The 17,128-nt window shown below is 53.9% G+C and carries 15 protein-coding genes; 7 read left to right on the top strand and 8 right to left on the bottom strand.

Going from position 1 to position 17,128, the window contains the following annotated elements; genetic code table 11:
• Nucleotides 1-178: 178 nt before the first annotated feature.
• Both scpB and SH248x_RS04490 read right to left on the bottom strand, forming a co-directional pair.
• Entirely contained in the window at nucleotides 179-904 is a 726-nt protein-coding gene (gene scpB, locus SH248x_RS04495; protein WP_459557322.1) for an SMC-Scp complex subunit ScpB, read from the bottom strand.
• A gap of 18 nt (nucleotides 905-922) precedes the next feature.
• A complete protein-coding gene (locus tag SH248x_RS04490; protein ID WP_459557321.1) occupies nucleotides 923-1,624 on the bottom strand; it encodes a hypothetical protein in 702 nt (233 codons plus the stop codon).
• Nucleotides 1,625-2,231: 607 nt separating this feature from the next.
• Here SH248x_RS04490 and SH248x_RS04485 point away from each other — a divergent pair.
• The 3 genes from SH248x_RS04485 (at nucleotide 2,232) to ruvC (ending at nucleotide 4,499) form a co-directional block, all read left to right on the top strand.
• The gene (locus tag SH248x_RS04485; protein WP_459557320.1) at nucleotides 2,232-3,077 is read left to right on the top strand and encodes a DUF1571 domain-containing protein; all 846 of its coding nucleotides are present in this window, start codon (nucleotides 2,232-2,234) and stop codon (nucleotides 3,075-3,077) included.
• A gap of 217 nt (nucleotides 3,078-3,294) precedes the next feature.
• Nucleotides 3,295-3,762, top strand: coding sequence for a 2-C-methyl-D-erythritol 2,4-cyclodiphosphate synthase (gene ispF, locus SH248x_RS04480; RefSeq protein WP_459557319.1), 468 nt, complete (start codon nucleotides 3,295-3,297; stop codon nucleotides 3,760-3,762).
• A gap of 245 nt (nucleotides 3,763-4,007) precedes the next feature.
• On the top strand, nucleotides 4,008-4,499 hold the full coding sequence (ruvC, locus tag SH248x_RS04475) for a crossover junction endodeoxyribonuclease RuvC (RefSeq protein ID WP_459557318.1): 492 nt from the start codon (nucleotides 4,008-4,010) through the stop codon (nucleotides 4,497-4,499).
• Between the two features lie 228 nt (nucleotides 4,500-4,727).
• On the opposite strand, the gene rlmN is transcribed toward ruvC, so the two are convergent.
• Entirely contained in the window at nucleotides 4,728-5,813 is a 1,086-nt protein-coding gene (rlmN, locus tag SH248x_RS04470) for a 23S rRNA (adenine(2503)-C(2))-methyltransferase RlmN (protein ID WP_459557317.1), read from the bottom strand.
• A 404-nt stretch (nucleotides 5,814-6,217) separates the two neighbouring features.
• Between rlmN and SH248x_RS04465 the strand changes: the two genes are divergently transcribed.
• On the top strand, nucleotides 6,218-6,538 hold the full coding sequence (locus SH248x_RS04465) for a PIN domain-containing protein (protein ID WP_459557316.1): 321 nt from the start codon (nucleotides 6,218-6,220) through the stop codon (nucleotides 6,536-6,538).
• A gap of 111 nt (nucleotides 6,539-6,649) precedes the next feature.
• On the opposite strand, the gene SH248x_RS04460 is transcribed toward SH248x_RS04465, so the two are convergent.
• Nucleotides 6,650-8,548, bottom strand: coding sequence for a hypothetical protein (locus tag SH248x_RS04460; RefSeq protein ID WP_459557315.1), 1,899 nt, complete (start codon nucleotides 8,546-8,548; stop codon nucleotides 6,650-6,652).
• A 410-nt stretch (nucleotides 8,549-8,958) separates the two neighbouring features.
• Here SH248x_RS04460 and SH248x_RS04455 point away from each other — a divergent pair, with 410 nt between their 5' ends.
• The 3 genes from SH248x_RS04455 (at nucleotide 8,959) to SH248x_RS04445 (ending at nucleotide 12,059) form a co-directional block, all read left to right on the top strand.
• Entirely contained in the window at nucleotides 8,959-9,243 is a 285-nt protein-coding gene (locus SH248x_RS04455) for a hypothetical protein (protein WP_459557314.1), read from the top strand.
• A gap of 374 nt (nucleotides 9,244-9,617) precedes the next feature.
• Complete coding sequence (gene clpX, locus SH248x_RS04450) at nucleotides 9,618-10,919, top strand: ATP-dependent Clp protease ATP-binding subunit ClpX (protein WP_459557313.1); 1,302 nt, start codon at nucleotides 9,618-9,620, stop codon at nucleotides 10,917-10,919.
• 252 nt (nucleotides 10,920-11,171) lie between these two features.
• Nucleotides 11,172-12,059, top strand: coding sequence for a dihydroorotate dehydrogenase electron transfer subunit (locus tag SH248x_RS04445; RefSeq protein ID WP_459557312.1), 888 nt, complete (start codon nucleotides 11,172-11,174; stop codon nucleotides 12,057-12,059).
• Between the two features lie 15 nt (nucleotides 12,060-12,074).
• On the opposite strand, the gene SH248x_RS04440 is transcribed toward SH248x_RS04445, so the two are convergent.
• The 4 genes from SH248x_RS04440 to dxr all read right to left on the bottom strand — a co-directional run bounded on the left by SH248x_RS04440 (nucleotide 12,075) and on the right by dxr (nucleotide 17,058).
• Nucleotides 12,075-12,437 (bottom strand): hypothetical protein, encoded by a 363-nt coding sequence (locus tag SH248x_RS04440; protein WP_459557311.1) that lies wholly within the window; start codon nucleotides 12,435-12,437, stop codon nucleotides 12,075-12,077.
• A gap of 185 nt (nucleotides 12,438-12,622) precedes the next feature.
• A complete protein-coding gene (locus tag SH248x_RS04435; RefSeq protein ID WP_459558579.1) occupies nucleotides 12,623-13,627 on the bottom strand; it encodes a DUF1559 domain-containing protein in 1,005 nt (334 codons plus the stop codon).
• A gap of 261 nt (nucleotides 13,628-13,888) precedes the next feature.
• Complete coding sequence (rseP, locus tag SH248x_RS04430) at nucleotides 13,889-15,910, bottom strand: RIP metalloprotease RseP (protein WP_459557310.1); 2,022 nt, start codon at nucleotides 15,908-15,910, stop codon at nucleotides 13,889-13,891.
• The gene (gene dxr, locus SH248x_RS04425; RefSeq protein WP_459557309.1) at nucleotides 15,889-17,058 is read right to left on the bottom strand and encodes a 1-deoxy-D-xylulose-5-phosphate reductoisomerase; all 1,170 of its coding nucleotides are present in this window, start codon (nucleotides 17,056-17,058) and stop codon (nucleotides 15,889-15,891) included. Before dxr ends, rseP begins: the two co-directional genes overlap by 22 nt.
• Between the last annotated feature and the right edge of the window lie 70 nt (nucleotides 17,059-17,128).

Here is a 17,128-nt window from a genome sequence, read left to right as displayed (position 1 = left end):
GCCAATACCGGGAGGGCGAGGCTCCGTCCGAGCCGCTTCTTTGCCTCGCGAAACTCCAGCCATGCACAATACGACGATGGCCTCGACGGTTTCTATTTCCCAAAACTCGTTCGAGCTTCAACGCAGCACAGCGGCTCAGACGGAACCTTGCTCTCGCTGTAGCAGCCCGCAACACAATTCAAGCCGCCACGCTTCCATCCGCGTCATCCACAGCTTCGCCCTCTTCCTCAACCGCCTCTTCCTTCACCGGCCTCAGGACATCCTTCATCGGCAGTTCATTCAGCGAACGCAGTCCATAAATCTCCAGGAACTTCTTCGTCGTTCCATACAGATAAGGTCGCCCCAGCGTATCGGCCTGCCCTGCGATTTTAACGAGCCCCTTCTCCATCAACACTTTGACGAGCTCAATACACTGCACGCCGCGGATCGATTCAATCTCCGCCCGCGTCAACGGCTGTCGATACGCAATGATTACCAGCGTCTCCATGGCGGAGTCTGAGATCGATTGTTCCTGCTTGCGATCATGCATGCGAGAAAGCCAAAACGCATATTCGGACCGCGTCATCAACTGGTAACCAGCCGCCAGTTTCTCCACGCGGAACGGCGTCGCCACTTCGTCATAAAGAGCATTCAACTCGTCAATCAGATGACGAGTCTCTTCGTTGCTGGCCAGCAAGGCATGCTGTGTCAATTTCCCCACCGAAATCGCCTTTTCGCTGATAATCAGAACGGCTTCCAGACGTGCCTGCTTGGGCGTCCGACGCCCGACAACACGTCCAGCATGAGACGATTCATCCTGTGTACCTCGTCGACGCCAGCTCTGCAACCACTCACCACTTGATGTTGTTGCTTGCCCGCGCGAAGGCGTCGATAATCTCAGCAGATTTCCCACTTGATGCCACATGAATCGCCTGCCTCGTTCTCAAGTTGCAGGACGACGTGTCTGGTGATTAGCGACTTGAATCTGCTGCAGAACATTCTCGACAGCCTTCAAGGGATCATCTGCTTCCGCTTCATAGCGAATCGTCACTTGCGGGCGATTGGGCGGCGTGAAGAAGCAAAAGAAATAAAACTCTCCCGGTCGACGACCTGGCTTGAGGTGATACTCACGAATCCCCATCGAGTTCAGCTGACCGACAGCCTGTTGCCACGTAATCTGAGGCCCCTGAGGTTGCTGGGGAACCTGTTGCTGACTGATCGGATAATTGTTCCACGAAGACCCCGGAGCCGCCGCCGTCGCAACGACTGGTTGTCCTTGTGGCCAGGACATATTCACAACGCCGCTGGTCTGAGTGACTGGTGGAATTGATGAACCAGGAGTATGGCCCCAACCCGTCGTACTCATCGGATCATTCGCCATCACTGTCGATGACGCGACTTGAGCAGTATTCTTATCGCCCCAGGCAGGTGCTTCCGGCAGCTCATCCCGTTCTTCAGCTTCTTTTGTCTCAGTCGACTCAGGAGACGACAGTAAGTGAGTGACAAACTGTCCAAGCTTCGTCTTACCAAACGAGCCATTAGCCAATTGATCAGCGGATGGCATCCCCACGATGGCGATCAGCGGCACAAGCGCGAGTGGTATTGCGAGCAGAAACGTAAAAATCGGGCCGAAAATCTTCGACATGCCAGTCCTTCCCTGGAGGCGCTCAACGAGACGTTCCCGCGTCTCGGCCTGTTTAGGCGACGGGATGGTATGTTCCAATCCATTTCGCGACAATGTCAGTTTCAAAATTCAACGGTCACGCAAACATGCCGGATCGCAGAAACTTTGACGATTGACCACTCTCCGTAAGATACGTTCACCGGGCTGCTCTTCCATCGGACAACTCTTTTACGTCTTCGGAGCAATCCAACCCAAGCCATTCTTTATGGATGCCCTCGACGAAAGTCTCCTCTGGCCACAGGTCACCAGGACTCCGATAATTTGAATAGCAGGCCAGGGCCAGTCGGGCAGACCAGAGATGACTCCTGCCAAACGATGACTCAGGTCAAAGATTGGTAGAGAGAAATCACGGATTGCCAAATTCATGTCCAAATAATACAGTCCCCCTTCCGGCATACACCACGATTGATCCGTGCAGCCGGGTGTTCGATCCGCGACGCGACGAGCCTTTTCCTTGACCGACTCGAAACCGCGCAGCCAGAAATGAAACGTTCTGTCCCGCGGGTAAAGGTTATGGAATAACGGCCCAACGCGATCGCGGGCAGAAAAAAACTTCGATTGGTGAGATATGACGATGCGCACAGGACGAATCTATTCAAATGCTGCCCGTTTGACTGTCTGCGTCGGCATGGCGTTCGCGACCAGCCAGGCTTCCGCCCAGCAACAGCCTCCCCAGCCAAACCAGGCGACACAACAGGCCGCGGCCACGCCAAATGCAGAAGCCAGTCCAGAACACCCTCTCGCACCGGCTTTGAAATACGCTCGCTCGTCAGCTGACCTGCTCTCCAACGTCAAGGATTTCACGGCCTCGTTCAGCAAGCAGGAACTCATCAACGGCAAAATGGTCGTCCAGCAGATGGACATTAAACAGCGAAAAGAACCGTACTCCGTCTACATCAAATACAAAACTCCTGCGACCGGTCGAGAAGTCCTTTACGTCCACGGCCAGAACAATAACCAGATGCTGGCCCATGAAACGGCTGGCCTCAAGGCCATGATCGGTACTGTGTCGCTGGCGACGAACAGCCCCATGGTCATGGAAGAAAATCGCTACCCGATCACTATGCTCGGCATGTCTCCGCTGCTCAATAACGTGATCCGACAGTGGGAAGAAGAAACCAAATTCGGCGAAGTCGACGTCAAGTTTTATCCGGACGCAAAACTCGGGCAGATCGCCTGCGAAGTCATCGAAGCCACTCACCCACAACCGCGTCGTCAGTTCCGATTCCACATCACACGACTCTACTTCGACAAAACCACCCACTACCCCATCCGCTTAGAACAATACGCCTTTCCTCAAGTCCAGGGCCAACAACCCATCCTGGTCGAGGAATACACCTTTACCAACATCCAAACCAACGTGAACCTGACCGAGAGAGACTTCAATCCCAAGAACCCCGCATACGGCTTCTGATCTTGGGTCCTTCGCCTCCATTTTAAGGTCGCCGAGCTGATCTCAGATTCGCAATAAATAGACAAGACATGCCCGCTGGCTAACGTCTTGATCTCATGAGTATTTCTCCCGCTTTCTCCGCGAGCTCAGCTCCCCTCCGCGCTCTCTGCGTTCCAGTCTCTCCCCTTCGTTAGCCTTCTGTCTTGTCTCCCTCCCCGATCTGTGCAATCATCCGCAGATGAAAATCGGACAAGGCTACGACCGTCACCGCCTCGCCCCTGACCGCGACCTCATCCTCGGCGGCGTGAAGATCGACTATCACCTCGGACTCGACGGCCATTCCGACGCCGACGTCCTGCTCCACGCCATCACCGATGCCCTCCTCGGCGCCATCGGCCAAGGCGATATCGGCGAACTCTTCCCCGATACCGACCCGCAATACAAAGGCGCCGACTCCGCCAAACTGCTTTCCGTCGTCGTCGAAAAAGTACGCAGCGCCGGCTACCAGATCGCCAACATCGACTGCACGATCTTCGCCCAAAAACCCAAACTCGTCCCCCATAAACCGTTAATCAAATCCCGCGTCGCCCAGCTTCTCGACATCAACGAGAACCTCGTCAACATCAAAGCCAAAACCGGCGAATCCCGCGGCGCCGTCGGCCGAGAAGAAGTCATCGACGCCGCCGCAACCGTGTTACTCACATAACATCCCTCTTCCTCCATTTCCGTCCCTTCTCCCTTGAGGGGAGAAGGTGGCAGCGCTTCGCTGACGGATGAGGGTGAGCGATAGGCACTAACCGACCCCCAAAAACAAATCGATTCCTAACGAGTTCCCGAACTGCGAACCCAAAACAACCGATAACCAAACCATCCTGATCACCACCCAACTCAAATAACCGGCTTCATCATGTCTTCCAACCAAGCCCTAAGCCCTAAGCCCTAAGCCCTCCCATGCTCATCCTCGGCATCGATCCTGGCCTCAAACGCACCGGCTACGCCATCCTCAAAATGGGCAGCCGCAAGCCAATCGTCGTCGAAGGCGGCATCATCCGCACAAAGACTGAGGCCTCCCTCGCAGACCGCATCCATGAAATCGGCCGCAACCTGCACGAGATTCTTGAGTCGCACAAAATCGACACCCTCGCCATCGAGCAGGTCTTCTCCCTGCCCAAGAATCCGAAGTCCGCTCTCCTAATGGCTCACGCCCGCGGCACCATCCTGTACGTCGCCCGTACTCACAACCTCAACGTGACCCACTATACCCCCACCCAGATCAAACGCATCCTCACCGGCTCAGGACAAGCCCCCAAAGACCAGGTCGAACTCGCCGTCCGCCAGGAACTCGGCTTCAAGACACAATTAGAACCCCACGACCTCGCCGACGCCTTCGCCATCGCCATCTGCCACTTCTACCACCACCAACAAAACCTGCTCGCTTCATAAAACATCCCTTCTCCCCCCGGGAGAAGGTGGCAGCGCAACACCCCAGGTGTTTACCCAACACAGTGCTGACGGATGAGGGACCTCTGCGAATTGAATTAACGCCCCACAACCCGTCCCTTCTCCCTTGAGGGGAGAAGGTGCCCGAAGGGCGGATGATAGGCAAGTTTAAACTTTCATTCGCTTACCAAAGGCAGGCATACTCTGCTTTACGCCGCTGAAAACCAACTATCACTTCACCTCCAACGCCACCACCGTCTTCTCCTTCAATCGCAACTGCCCACACGCCGCATCAATATCCTCACCCTTCCGCTTCCGAATCGTCGCCGGCACACCCGCTCGTTCGAGGATCGAAACAAACGCATCCTTCCTCACCTGACTCGGCTCCGCAAACTCCAGCGGCTCGACCGAATTCATAGGAATCAGATTCACGTGTGCCATGCGACCAGAGAGCAATTGCGCCAGCTCCCGTGCATTCTCCGCTGAGTCATTCACCCCCGACAGCATGACATACTCAAACGTTACCCGTCGCCCGGTCTTCTCGAAGAACTCATCAGCGGCAGACAGGATCTCCTCGATCCCAATGTTTTTATTCGTCGGCACGATCTTCGTCCGCAATGGATCGTTCGGGGCATGTAAAGAAATCGCGAGGTTGTACTGAATCCCCAACTGCGCCAACTCGCGAATTTTCTTGGGCAACCCGACGGTCGAAATCGTAATGCGCCGAGCACCCAGCCCCAACGACTCCTCCGACTGCACCGCTTTCAAAGCAGGCAACAACCCGGGCAAATTCGCCAACGGCTCTCCAATTCCCATGACGACGATATTGGTGATCTTCTCATCGGCGTCCTGAAGACGATCCGCCAGGAGCAACTGCTGCAGGATCTCAGCCGTCGATAGATTCCGTTTCAATCCCTGCATCCCGCTGGCACAAAAGACGCAGCCCATCGCACAACCAACCTGCGTACTGATACAGACCGTATTCCGTGACGTCTCCCGCATGAGCACACACTCGACATGCTCCCCATCGTACAGCCGAATCAGTATCTTCTCCGTCCGATCCTTGGCGATCTGATGTCGCACGATTTCACCAGGAAACAGACGAAATGCAGCCGTGAGCTTGGCACGCAGCGATTTAGGCAGATCATTCATCTCATCAAACGACTTGGCCCGCTTTTGATACAACCAGCCCCAGATCTGCTTGGCTCGAAACGCCTGCTCTCCCTGCTCCTTTATCCACCCAGACAGCTCTTCCAACGTCAAATCTAAAAGAGCACGCGGAGCATCAGCAATCACATTCGTTTCATCGCCAGACACAGGATCATTCCAACTGGAGAAGGCAAGGGTTCACAGATCGAACCCGATATCCTACAAAACCTTACGCCGATTCTCAATTAAGAACTAGCTCGAATATCATGCTGGCCATGCAATCGTCTCATCTGAAGGGAATTCATGATATCGTTCGAGATTCCTTTTGACGATAAGCGACATAGGTTCTTAAACTGATAGCAGAGGTGACAATATGCCCCCAACCGACATCGTAGACCGACTAAATCATCTTGAGGAGCAGGTTAAGCTGCTTTTCTCAGCGATCGAGGGTACGCCATCACCCCGCAAAAATTGGCGTCGCACGTTAGGTATCTTTGAACAAGATCAACTCATGAAAGAGATTGACTTGGAAGGACAGCGAATTCGGGAATTGGATCGCGAACAGGCCAAGCATGATCATTCTTGATACAGACCATTTTTCGGCCCTGAAGTATTCGCAAAGCCAAAGCAATCGACGGCTGATTGAAAGAATCGAATCCTCGCCGGATCAAGATTTCGCGACGACAGTAATCACCCTTGAAGAACAAATGCGAGGGTGGCTCGCTCGAATTCACCGCATACACGATATTCATGATCAAGTACCAGCATACGCACGACTCGCTAATCTTTTTCAGTCTTCAATGACTGGACAATATTGTCGTTCGATACCGGAGCCGCAGATCAATTCGACAAGTACAGAAAATCAAAAATTCGCCTCGCGTCAATGGATTTAAAAATTGCATCTATCGCAGTTACTCGTGGCTGCCTGTTACTGACAGCCAATGAACAGCATTTCGAGCAGATTCCCGGGTTGCGGTTTGAGAATTGGTTGAATTAAATATTCTCTACTTCAACGGATCCACAGTCACAGGAATATCCTGAATCTCGTTCTCCTCCTTAGTCTTCACCGACACAGCCCGCACATCGAAAATCACAGCATAAGGGAGCGGTCCAAGCTTCGATTTCTCTACCCCCGGCGTCGCATTCGTCGCTGACGAACTCGCAGCGGAAGCAGCAATCGACGGCCCCATGTCGTTCTTCCCTTCAAAACTCGTCGTCGCGATCTGGTAACCCGCAGCATTCCCATTCGCCACCATTGTCGAAGACCCCGGTGCATCCTTCATCGCCAGCTTCAACGGCTCGAATGACGCATACTGCAGCTGAATTTCAGCCATCTCCAGCGTCGGCGTCTGATAACTCGATATCCAGTCCTGTTGAGGATTGAATCGGATCGCCATCCCGCCCTTATTGTTACTCACCAACTGGCCGGTCAGCGTCCGCCCACCCGATTTCAGACTGATGGTCGACTTATCGAGATACCAGTTCCCGCTCGCCTGCAGGATCAGTTCGGTCCCGCCAAATGACTTCTGAGGCGTCAATCGCAACGAACTCGCCAGCCAGTTCTGATAAGCAATGGGCTGCTGCTGAACCGTCAAGTGAGACGCAGCCCGCAACAGAATCGGGGCTGGGACCACGTCCAGCGTTCTCTGCTCAGCAAGTTTCAGCATCAGTTTCTCTTTCTGCTGCGAAACGTCATACAGGACCACTAGCGACGCCAATGACTGCTCACCTTCAAGATCGACATCGAGGTTCCGGAACAGCGCGTCTTCCGCTGCGATCGCATCGCCTCGGTCCATCAGCACCTTCGCAGCCAGCAGATTCGCCTGCCACACGTCCGATGTGTAGCTCAGAGCCCGTCGCGCCGTCGCCACCGCTTCGCCGTTTCCCTGATGATGCTGAATCAGCGCCAAATTCGAAACACCAGCCGCGAGCATTTCATCGCGTCGAAAATACCCCTTGCCCATACCTTCAAGTCGGGCATAGGTGGTAGCCGCCTCGTTGAATTTCCCAAGCGCCTGCTGCGTCCGTCCGACGTAGTACCAATACGGCGGATAGCAGGTCATGTAATTTTCCATGCGGTTGAGGACCCGCAGGCGTGCGTTCAGATCGGTGATCTTCGATGCTTCTTCCAGTTTGTCCAGATCCGTCCCGCGTACCAGATAATGATCTGGAATCTTCCTCTTCTGACTCAGCTTCCATAACGTGTCCAGAAACAGCGAAGACTTCTGCACAACCGACGTCACATACTCTTTATCAAGACGAATCATTTCCTGCTCGCGCGTCAGCGTCTGGTTTCGATAATCCCAGAACCCGTTCGCGCCCGTCCGAACAGCAGAAAGATACTGAGCCGAGGCAACTTCCAGCATGAAGGACAAAGAATCGATCGCTGCTCCACGCATGATCGCTCCTTTGTATTTGCGCGTATATAGATCACTCTCGCGTTCACGAATCGGCTTGCGTGCGATCTCATCGAGCACTTCGGAATACAGCCGAATGACTTCGCTGTCTGCGATCCCCTGCATGTTCAGATTGTTGAGAATCTGATCCTGTTCTTCGTTCATCACTTCGAGAGTCGGGTACTTCCGAATCCGGTGAAAGGCAGCCCTGCAGTAATTGAGCGCGATCGCAGTACTCTTCGCCTGCGCTTCGATTTCAACAGGATTGGCAGCATTCGTCGCAGCGGTCGCTGACTGAGAAACCTGCGTTCCTGCACTGTCTGCAGATTGCGCGAGTAGAACCTGTCCGCTGATTGCGAACGTAATCAATAAGAAAATGCAACGAAGTCGAGGCATACCAAACACACGCGGCATTTCAGACACAATAGAAAAGCGTTGACGAGTCATAGGTCCTGGCTGTGCTTTCACATGGGCGGGATCAATGGTGAAAATCAGGAGGGCCGTCATCCTTGACGTCAGCAGGCTCGTCGCAAAAAGCTATTTGAACCAGATCGAAGGAACCAATGCCGCCGACCGCTGACTGAAGAATCTCCCCAGCCCGCGATGTGGTCGACTCACAAGTCTATCACTCAGCCATGAGCAGCGAATGCCCTGTTTGGCTTCTCGACCCCAGAAACCCCATCCTCCGTTCGCATCCGGCAGACTACCAAGACTCTCCGGGTCCGGGAATGTAGGCAATTTGCACAGACACTTTCGAACGTAACGACACCCACGTCACAAACCGTTGAAAACCACATTCCGACGTCAGGCTTCTCACCTTGTCCCGAATTCCTCAAACTGCGATAATGCATTGCTGTGATCTGCGACCCACGTTCTGATACCCATTTCTGAACCTTATTTCCCTTCACGACTCAGCCATGAACGATGCAACACTCTGGAAAATCCTGAATGCATCCTGGTGGCAGGTCGGACTGCTAGTCCTCTGTATTGGACTGGGAATCTGGATCATTACGGTACTGAGAAATTACTTCACAGAAAACGATGACCTTTCCACAGAAGACCGCCGTCTGCTCGATCAGGCCGGTAATCTTCGCAAGGAAGGAAGTCTCTCCGAACAGGAATATCGCAAGATCAAACGCAATGTCTCTGAACGTCTGAAGGATCGGACGCTCAATCAGTCGAGTGGCAAAGACGCCCTTTAATTAAAACCGGTTTTGCCGGGCCAGTTTGTAAGTCTGTCGGCCACCAGGGCCTGCGCGATCGTTGCGATCGGTTTCCTATTTTCCTGCTGGAAAAGTGAACCCTCGCAACCTGAAATCAGCCAAGACTCATTCCGTTTTGGACGATAATTCGCGTTGTGATCCATGTGTGGACGCTTCACGAGAAATTCGCATGAGGCGAGGATCACGGAGTCTTGTGTGGCATTCGCGAACAATGATGACGCGAATCCAACACAAAATGACTTGACGTTGTCACGACGGGGCAAAAGGAGGTGCTCTATTTCTTTAGCCAGCGACAAATCAGCGCGATCGTTGACTAAGTTTATTCGCCGATCGACCGCAACGAAGGAAATCAGATGACCACCCCTACCCCGGGTAAGGATTTCATGTCCGGAAAAAAGACTCCCACCGGAACGAAAAAACACGCCACCTGTTCGTTTTGCCGTAAAAGCTACCGAGATGTCGGACCGCTGGTCGAAGGACCAGAAGATGTCTACATCTGTGGCCAGTGCATCGAGCTATGTCAGTCGATTCTCGACCAGGAGAAAAAGCGTCGCGGCACGTCCAAAGGACTTTTTGCCGATACGCCGACTCCTCGTGAGATCGTCGCTCAGCTTGACAAATATGTCATCGGCCAGGAGCACACCAAGAAGACGTTGGCGATCGCCGTCCACAATCACTACAAGCGCCTGATGGTCTCAGGGGCTGGTGATTCAGACGTCGAAGTCGATAAATCAAACATCCTGCTGATCGGTCCAACCGGTTGCGGTAAAACCCTGATGGCCCGCACGCTGGCCCGCTTCCTTCAGGTCCCCTTCGCCATCGGCGATGCGACGACTTTGACCGAAGCCGGTTACGTCGGTGAAGACGTCGAAAACCTCCTCCTCAAGCTGCTCCACGCTGCTGACTTCGACGTCGAAGCTGCTCAACGCGGGATCATCTTCATCGATGAGATCGACAAGATTGGCAAGACCAGCCAGAACGTCTCGATCACTCGCGATGTCTCCGGCGAAGGCGTCCAGCAGTCACTGCTGAAAATGCTCGAAGGCACTGTTGCCAACGTTCCCCCACAAGGCGGACGCAAGCACCCCGAGCAGCAGTACATCCAACTGGATACGTCGAACATCCTCTTCATCGTCGGCGGTACCTTCGTCGGTCTCGAAGAGATCGTCGCCAAGCGTATGGGCCGCAAGATGATTGGCTTCGGCTCGCCAGTCCAGTCTGACGAAGCCAAAGAGCGGTCTCGCAACGAACTGCTCAAGAACGTCACGACCGACGATATTCTCCAGTTCGGTATCATTCCTGAACTCCTCGGGCGACTGCCTGTCTTCAGCACGCTGTCTCCGATGAGCGAAGCCGACCTGATGAAGATCCTGATCGAGCCCAAGAACTCTCTGGTCCGTCAGTTCCAGAAATTCTTCGAAATGGAAAACTGCACCCTCGAGTTCACCGATGAAGCTTTGCGTGAAATCGCCCGCAAAGCCATCCAGAACAAGACCGGTGCCCGCAGCCTGCGAAGCGTCATGGAAAACGTCATGTTCGACATGATGTACGACCTCCCAGAAGGCAACGAAGGACGACAGTACGTCATCACGGGCAACATGGTCCGCGGCGAACTGACCACCGGCGGCAGCCAACCCGACTCCGCCGCCGCCTAACCCGCAGCCCGGAAGTCTTGAATTCAAAAAGAGCGAAGAGATGCAAGTCATCTCTTCGCTCTTTTTCATTTGATCCTTCTCCCCCGGGGAGAAGGTGGCCGAGTCTTCGAGGTCGGATGAGGGATTTCTGCGATTTTCACTAATCTCTCATCTCGAATACGATATCCCACCCACAGTTTCCCCCCACCCCCAAACCCGATAAACTAACGGTCGGATCTCCACCCCTTCTCCCCAGTTAAAGCCTTCTCGAACATGCTCACCACTCCCCGTCAGGTCGCCACCCCCGTTGAAGCCCGCGCAATTGTCGTCTCCAATGTCGAAATCGCCGCTCACACGTATCGACTGAGACTGGCCTGCCCGGAACTGGCAACCCGCTTCCAGCCTGGCCAATTCCTGATGCTCCGACTTCCCGGACGCACCGATCCCCTCCTCGGCCGCCCCTATGCTCTCTACGACACATACGCAGACGCCCAAGGCAACACCGTCGGCTTCGACATCGGCTACCACGTCATCGGCAAGCAAACAGGCCTCTTGACGGAACTCATCCCCGGCCAGGTCGTTGACCTCTGGGGCCCTCTCGGCAACGGCTTCCCGCAATTCACCGGCAAACATCTCGCCTGCGTCGCCGGCGGCATCGGTTACACCCCCATGATCGCCATGACACTCGAAGCCCTCGGCGTCAAAACCTACGGCCAGTCAACCACAATTTCCCAGGTGGCACAGGCATTCCAGCCTGTGCGCCGCGTCAGCATGCTTTACGGAGCCCGCAGCAAGTCTCACCTCGCCAAACTCCACGAACTGGAGTCACTCCCCAATGCAACCATTACCGTCGCCACTGACGACGGCTCCGCTGGCCACAAAGGCTTCATCACCGAACCCCTCGATGACCTGCTCGCCAAAGGCGAAGTCGATGCAGTTTACTGCTGCGGTCCGGAACTCATGATGAAACGAGTCGCCCAAATCGCAGCATCTCACAATGTCCCCTGCTGGCTGTCTCTGGAAACCCCCATGGCCTGCGGCATCGGTGCCTGCTTCAGCTGCGTCGTCAAAGTCAAAGATGACTCCGAAGACGGCTGGGACTACAAACGCAGCTGCATCGAAGGCCCCATCTTTGAAGCAGAGAAACTACTTCTCTCGTAGCCACCTCTACAAGTATCAACGCTTGCCTCGTTTCGTCACCACAAGATCAAAGTTGAATTCACTGCTTGTCTTGGAGACATTGGCCACTAGCTCCGTGCGGTCGTTGTACTTCGAGGGGATAACAGGCAGTTTGGCCAGAGAAATGGCTGCCGTCGACTCTGATTCCTTCGCTGCAGCATTCAGTTCGTCCAATCCTTCAGCAGAGAGCTTCGGATCACGTCCCACAATCGCGACCGCACATGCCCCTGGCGGAACTCCGGAAATCTCGCCCGGCAGCAGAAGTTCATACATCCCGTCGGCATCGGTCACCCCGATCGACTGAGGCCCATCCGGCGGTCGGAAATAAACCTGCAATCCTTCGACAGGACTCCCATTCACCGTAATACGTCCCTTGACGTCTACAACCTCCGGACCTTGGCTCCCGCATCCAGCGACCAGGAGCATAATTGTTAACGAGCAACAGCAAGAATGAATTGGGTTCGACATGGGAGACCTACTTATCCAAGCAGACCTGAACGAAATAATGCAGTGACCGACGCAACCAGACATCCCCGCGACAGAGACTAGAAATCACCAATGACGCGCCCATCGTTTCGTGAAACCAGACTCTCGAAGAGACTGTCCACCGATGAGCTCGAATTGAGTTGAATCGACTGCATCACAAATCTCACTGATCCGTCTGCCAGACAGAAATGGCCACCGCCTGAATGCCTGGAACTGAAGCCTTGTCGCGTGTTTCGCATGAGAGTTTCTGTGGCACCTGATTGATTAATTCCAATCACGCTGGTCCCGAAAACAGAACTCATCCCACCATTGGAGTACCCAGACTGAAGTCCTGAAGAGATAAACTGATTGGCAGCACGCGGGACATTGATGGCCCCCGGAATGGTCAGTTGCCATGCACGCTCACCAACTAACAGAGTATTACTCAATCCATCAGTCGCGTCGTGCATTCGAGTCGATACATTGTGAGAGAACATTCCGCTATAAGGCTCATTCCCTGCAAGATTTAAGAAGTTTGAGCTGGTGATTCTTCCGCTGGTATTATTACACGTGGCAAGCCCATGATGATGGACAGCAACATAGTTAGACTTGGCGACCGGATAAATCGATCCATTATTCGCACGCGCCATCCGAAGAGAGTAATTGTTTTGATTCGGACCATCGTCGCTGGGACAGTTTAATAACGCCATCGGCTGTTGAAGCAGCGGACGATTTTGATAATTCCGCAGCGAAACGTAAGCTTCCTCCTCGCCCACACCGATATCATCGTAAAGACTTCCCCCCTCGAGATACGGCAGAATCATTGCCTGCCAAGTCCACGATGCATACCGCTCATTCCAGTGACTGATATAGAACCCTGTTCCAGGATCCTCGCCGCAGCCCGCTTTGTGATGCGAGATTCCCATCGGGAAAGCGCTGTGTGTATCGTGGTAATTGTGCAAAGCCAGACCAAGCTGCTTCAGATGATTCTTGCAGCTCGACCTCCTTGCCGCCTCGCGGGCATGCTGAACAGCAGGAAACAAAATGGTGAGCAGACTCGCGATGATCGCAATCACCACGAGCATTTCAATCAGAGTAAAACCCGATTTGTCGTTGGAACGATTTCGTATGGTGATCACAGTGAGCGCTCCGAAGATGTGAAGAGCAGGAGGTGATAGTAATGTGATCGGCTATCTAACGCATCTTAGATCGTTTATATGTTAAATCGAGGGAGATTTTTTCCTTCTTGTTAAATATCGACATGAAAAAAGCCCTGCCTGCGCTTCCACTCGGGAAGACCACAGGCAGGGCTCGTTCAGACTGGGGAAACTAGGTAAAGCGTAGGACTAGTTACCACCCGAAAACAGTTTGTGATGGAAAATATCGAGGTAAATGACCAGCATCATCAGCGACAACACAAACGCCATTCCAATGTAAATCGCCGCTGCCTGAACTTTCTCACTTGGTTTTCTGCCGGTCACGCCTTCCCAGATCAGGAAAACCATGTGTCCACCATCCAGAACCGGAATTGGCAGGAAGTTCAGGACTGCGAGGTTAATACTCAGGAATCCCAGGAACATCAGGAAATCCGCAAAGCCCTGCTCGGCGACCACATACGCAACCTTGGCAATTCCGAATGGACCATGCAGTTCTTTGATTGAAAGCTTCTGACTGATCAAGCTGCTCAGTGTCATGTAAATCTCGGCAGCCGAGTTTCGAGTGTGGCTCACAGCCATCGTCCAGGCTTCCGACAGGTTCTGACCCTTCTGCTCGATGGAGAGATTCTGCAGCTGAATCCCGCGATTGGGTTGGAACCACTCCTTATCAGCAATTGGTTCGATTTCGACTGTCTTCTCCTGTCCTTCTGCAGTCGTAACCGTCAAATTGACTTTGGGTTTCGTGAGCTGCTGGAGAATCCAGAACGCAACGCCCAGATTTCGCTCCCCTTCCTTGACCGCGAAAGATTCACGATCCTTCGGTTCCTTCGAGTTTTTTGAACTCTTCTGGAAGTCCGTCGAGATCAGCTCGATCTTGGTGATTCGGTCTCCCGCTTTCAGCTTCTCAGCGGCAGGACCATCTTCGTCAACCTTGCTGACGGTCGACATCATGTGGTAGGCGATTCCAATCGCTGGAATCGACAGAGGCACATTCTTATCGCGTGGAGCTTCCAGCCACCCGCCCCGTTTGATCGGAGTGATACTGATTGTCATTTCCTTGGCAGCCTTGCCTGGCTCTTCTCTCTGAATCGAAAGCTCGACGGTTTCGCCCTGATGATCGGCAAACCAACCCGGCAGATGAAGAGGGTTCAGTTCCGTTCCCACAGACTGACCATTGATCCGGATGATCGTATCACCAACCAGGAGATTCGACTTTTGCGCAGGCGATCCATCCTGAATCGATTCAATTTTTCCCATCAGCGGAGCAAAGCCCAGCGTGTGAAAGGGTCGAGGAGCAACTTTGATATCAACAACTTCGCCCTTGGCGGCCCCATCGCGGTGGACCTTGAACGTCACAGCATCCCGACGGTGTTCTGCCAGATACTCTCGCAGTTGAGCGTAGTTCTCAATTTGCTGATCATCGATACCAACGATGCGGTCACCCCCATCAAAGGTCGGAATGGCTTCCGCAGCAGGCGTCCCCGGTGCGACAGGATGGGAGTCCTTATCCGCTGGCTTGGGCAGTGTGATACTGACCGATGGTTCTGCACCGATCTGCATTCGCGTTTGAGACTCTCCAAGTCGCGGCGTTACCGTCTTATCAAACGGAGTTCCTTCCGCTGTCTTGCCTTCCAGCTTCAACGGCTCCCCGCCAGACAGGGCGCTGGCACGAACGATGTCCATGAACGTGCTGATCTCGCGACCATTGATCTTCTCAATCGTATCGCCCGTCTTCAGACCAGCCTGCCACGCAGGTTGACCAATCGCAGCATCGCCAATGATCGGCGGAGGCACATGGACCCCTGAGCGGAACGCAAACATGAAAAACAACAACCCCGTAATGACGTTCATAATCACGCCAGCCGAGATAATCGCCATCCGCTGAGGCACTGTCTTGGAAGTATACGACCGAGGATTCGCTTCCAGGTCAGTATCCGTCATCTGGCTTGGGTCAGCATCATCCTGCCCCAGCATCTTGACGTATCCGCCAAACGGAATCAGCGACAGGGCATATTCCGTTTCTCCATACTTCTTCTGCAGCAGAATCGGCCCGAAGCCAATACTGAAGCGTTCGACTTGTACGTTACACCATTTCGCAACAGCAAAGTGACCGAGCTCGTGAAAAAAGATCACCAGCCCCAGCCCGATGGCCGCAGTCACAATCGATTGCACATTAGCCAGCGTCACCGCTAGCAACACAAATGCATCCACTTGATCGTCTCCTCACGTGCCCAGTTATCCAGGGACGTGATTTCTTCATATGTCGGTTCAGAAATGAATTCATGATGATCCAGCATCGCCCGACAAGCCGGGACGATCTGGGAAAATGACAGTTTACCATTCAAAAACGCATCGACCGCGACTTCATTTGCCGCATTGACGACCACGCCGCTCGACCCGCCACGCTCCGCAACCTCGAGTCCCAGCGGGATCGCTGGAAATTTCTCGATATCGGGAGGGATCAACTCTAAAGACATACGCGTCGTCAGGTCCAGACGTGGGCTCGTTCCGTCCAATCGTTCCGGATAACTCAACGCATACTGAATTGGCAGCTTCATATCCGGCGGCGATAACTGCGCAATCACAGAGCCATCGCAGAATTCAACCAGCGAGTGGATGATCGACTGCGGATGGATCACAGCCTCGATTTGCCCGGCTTTCAGGTCAAACAACCAGCGTGCCTCAATGATCTCGAGCGCCTTGTTCATCATAGTCGCCGAGTCGACCGTAATCTTAGGGCCCATTTTCCAGGTCGGATGTTTTAACGCCATCGCAGGCGTAATCTGGTCCATCTGTTCCTTGGGAAAATCCCGAAATGGCCCGCCACTGGCCGTGAGAATCACCCGACAGACTTCTTTTTCCCGCCCCGACTTGATCGCCTGATAGATCGCGCTGTGTTCGCTGTCAACCGGGAGCAATTCCGCCCCCGTCTGGCGAGCCAGCTTTTGGACCGTTGCCCCCGCAATGACCATCGTTTCCTTGTTGGCGATCGCCAGGCGTTTCCCAGCACTCACGGCTGCCAGTGATCCGCGCAGCCCAGCAGCCCCGACAATCGCCGAGACGACGATATCGACATCGTCAGTTGCTGCGAGTTCTTCGACCGCGTCCTGGCCGAATTGAATCTCGCAATTCTTCGGGAATCGGCTTCGATCGACAAGCTCCCGCCCATTGGAAGCGGTCAGAATCGCAGTCCGCACACCAAATTGCGTCGCGATTTCCGCTAACTGAGACGAGCTGGAATTCGCCGTAATTCCCACCAGTTCAAAGCGATCCGAGTGGGCCTTGATCACATCGAGCGTGCTGCGACCGATCGAGCCGGTTGCTCCCAATAAGGCCACTCGTATGCGTCGCTGGTTCATTCATATCCCACGTGAGGCAGGCATCCGCCTGTCAAAGCCACGTTTTCAGGTACGGGACGTCAGTGATCGT

The sequence above is a fragment of the Lacunimicrobium album genome (assembly GCF_052161635.1).
Lineage (GTDB): Bacteria > Planctomycetota > Planctomycetia > Planctomycetales > Planctomycetaceae > SXPC01.
Note: the sequence above shows the minus strand (reverse complement) of the source record. Positions and strands in the feature narration are given on the sequence as shown.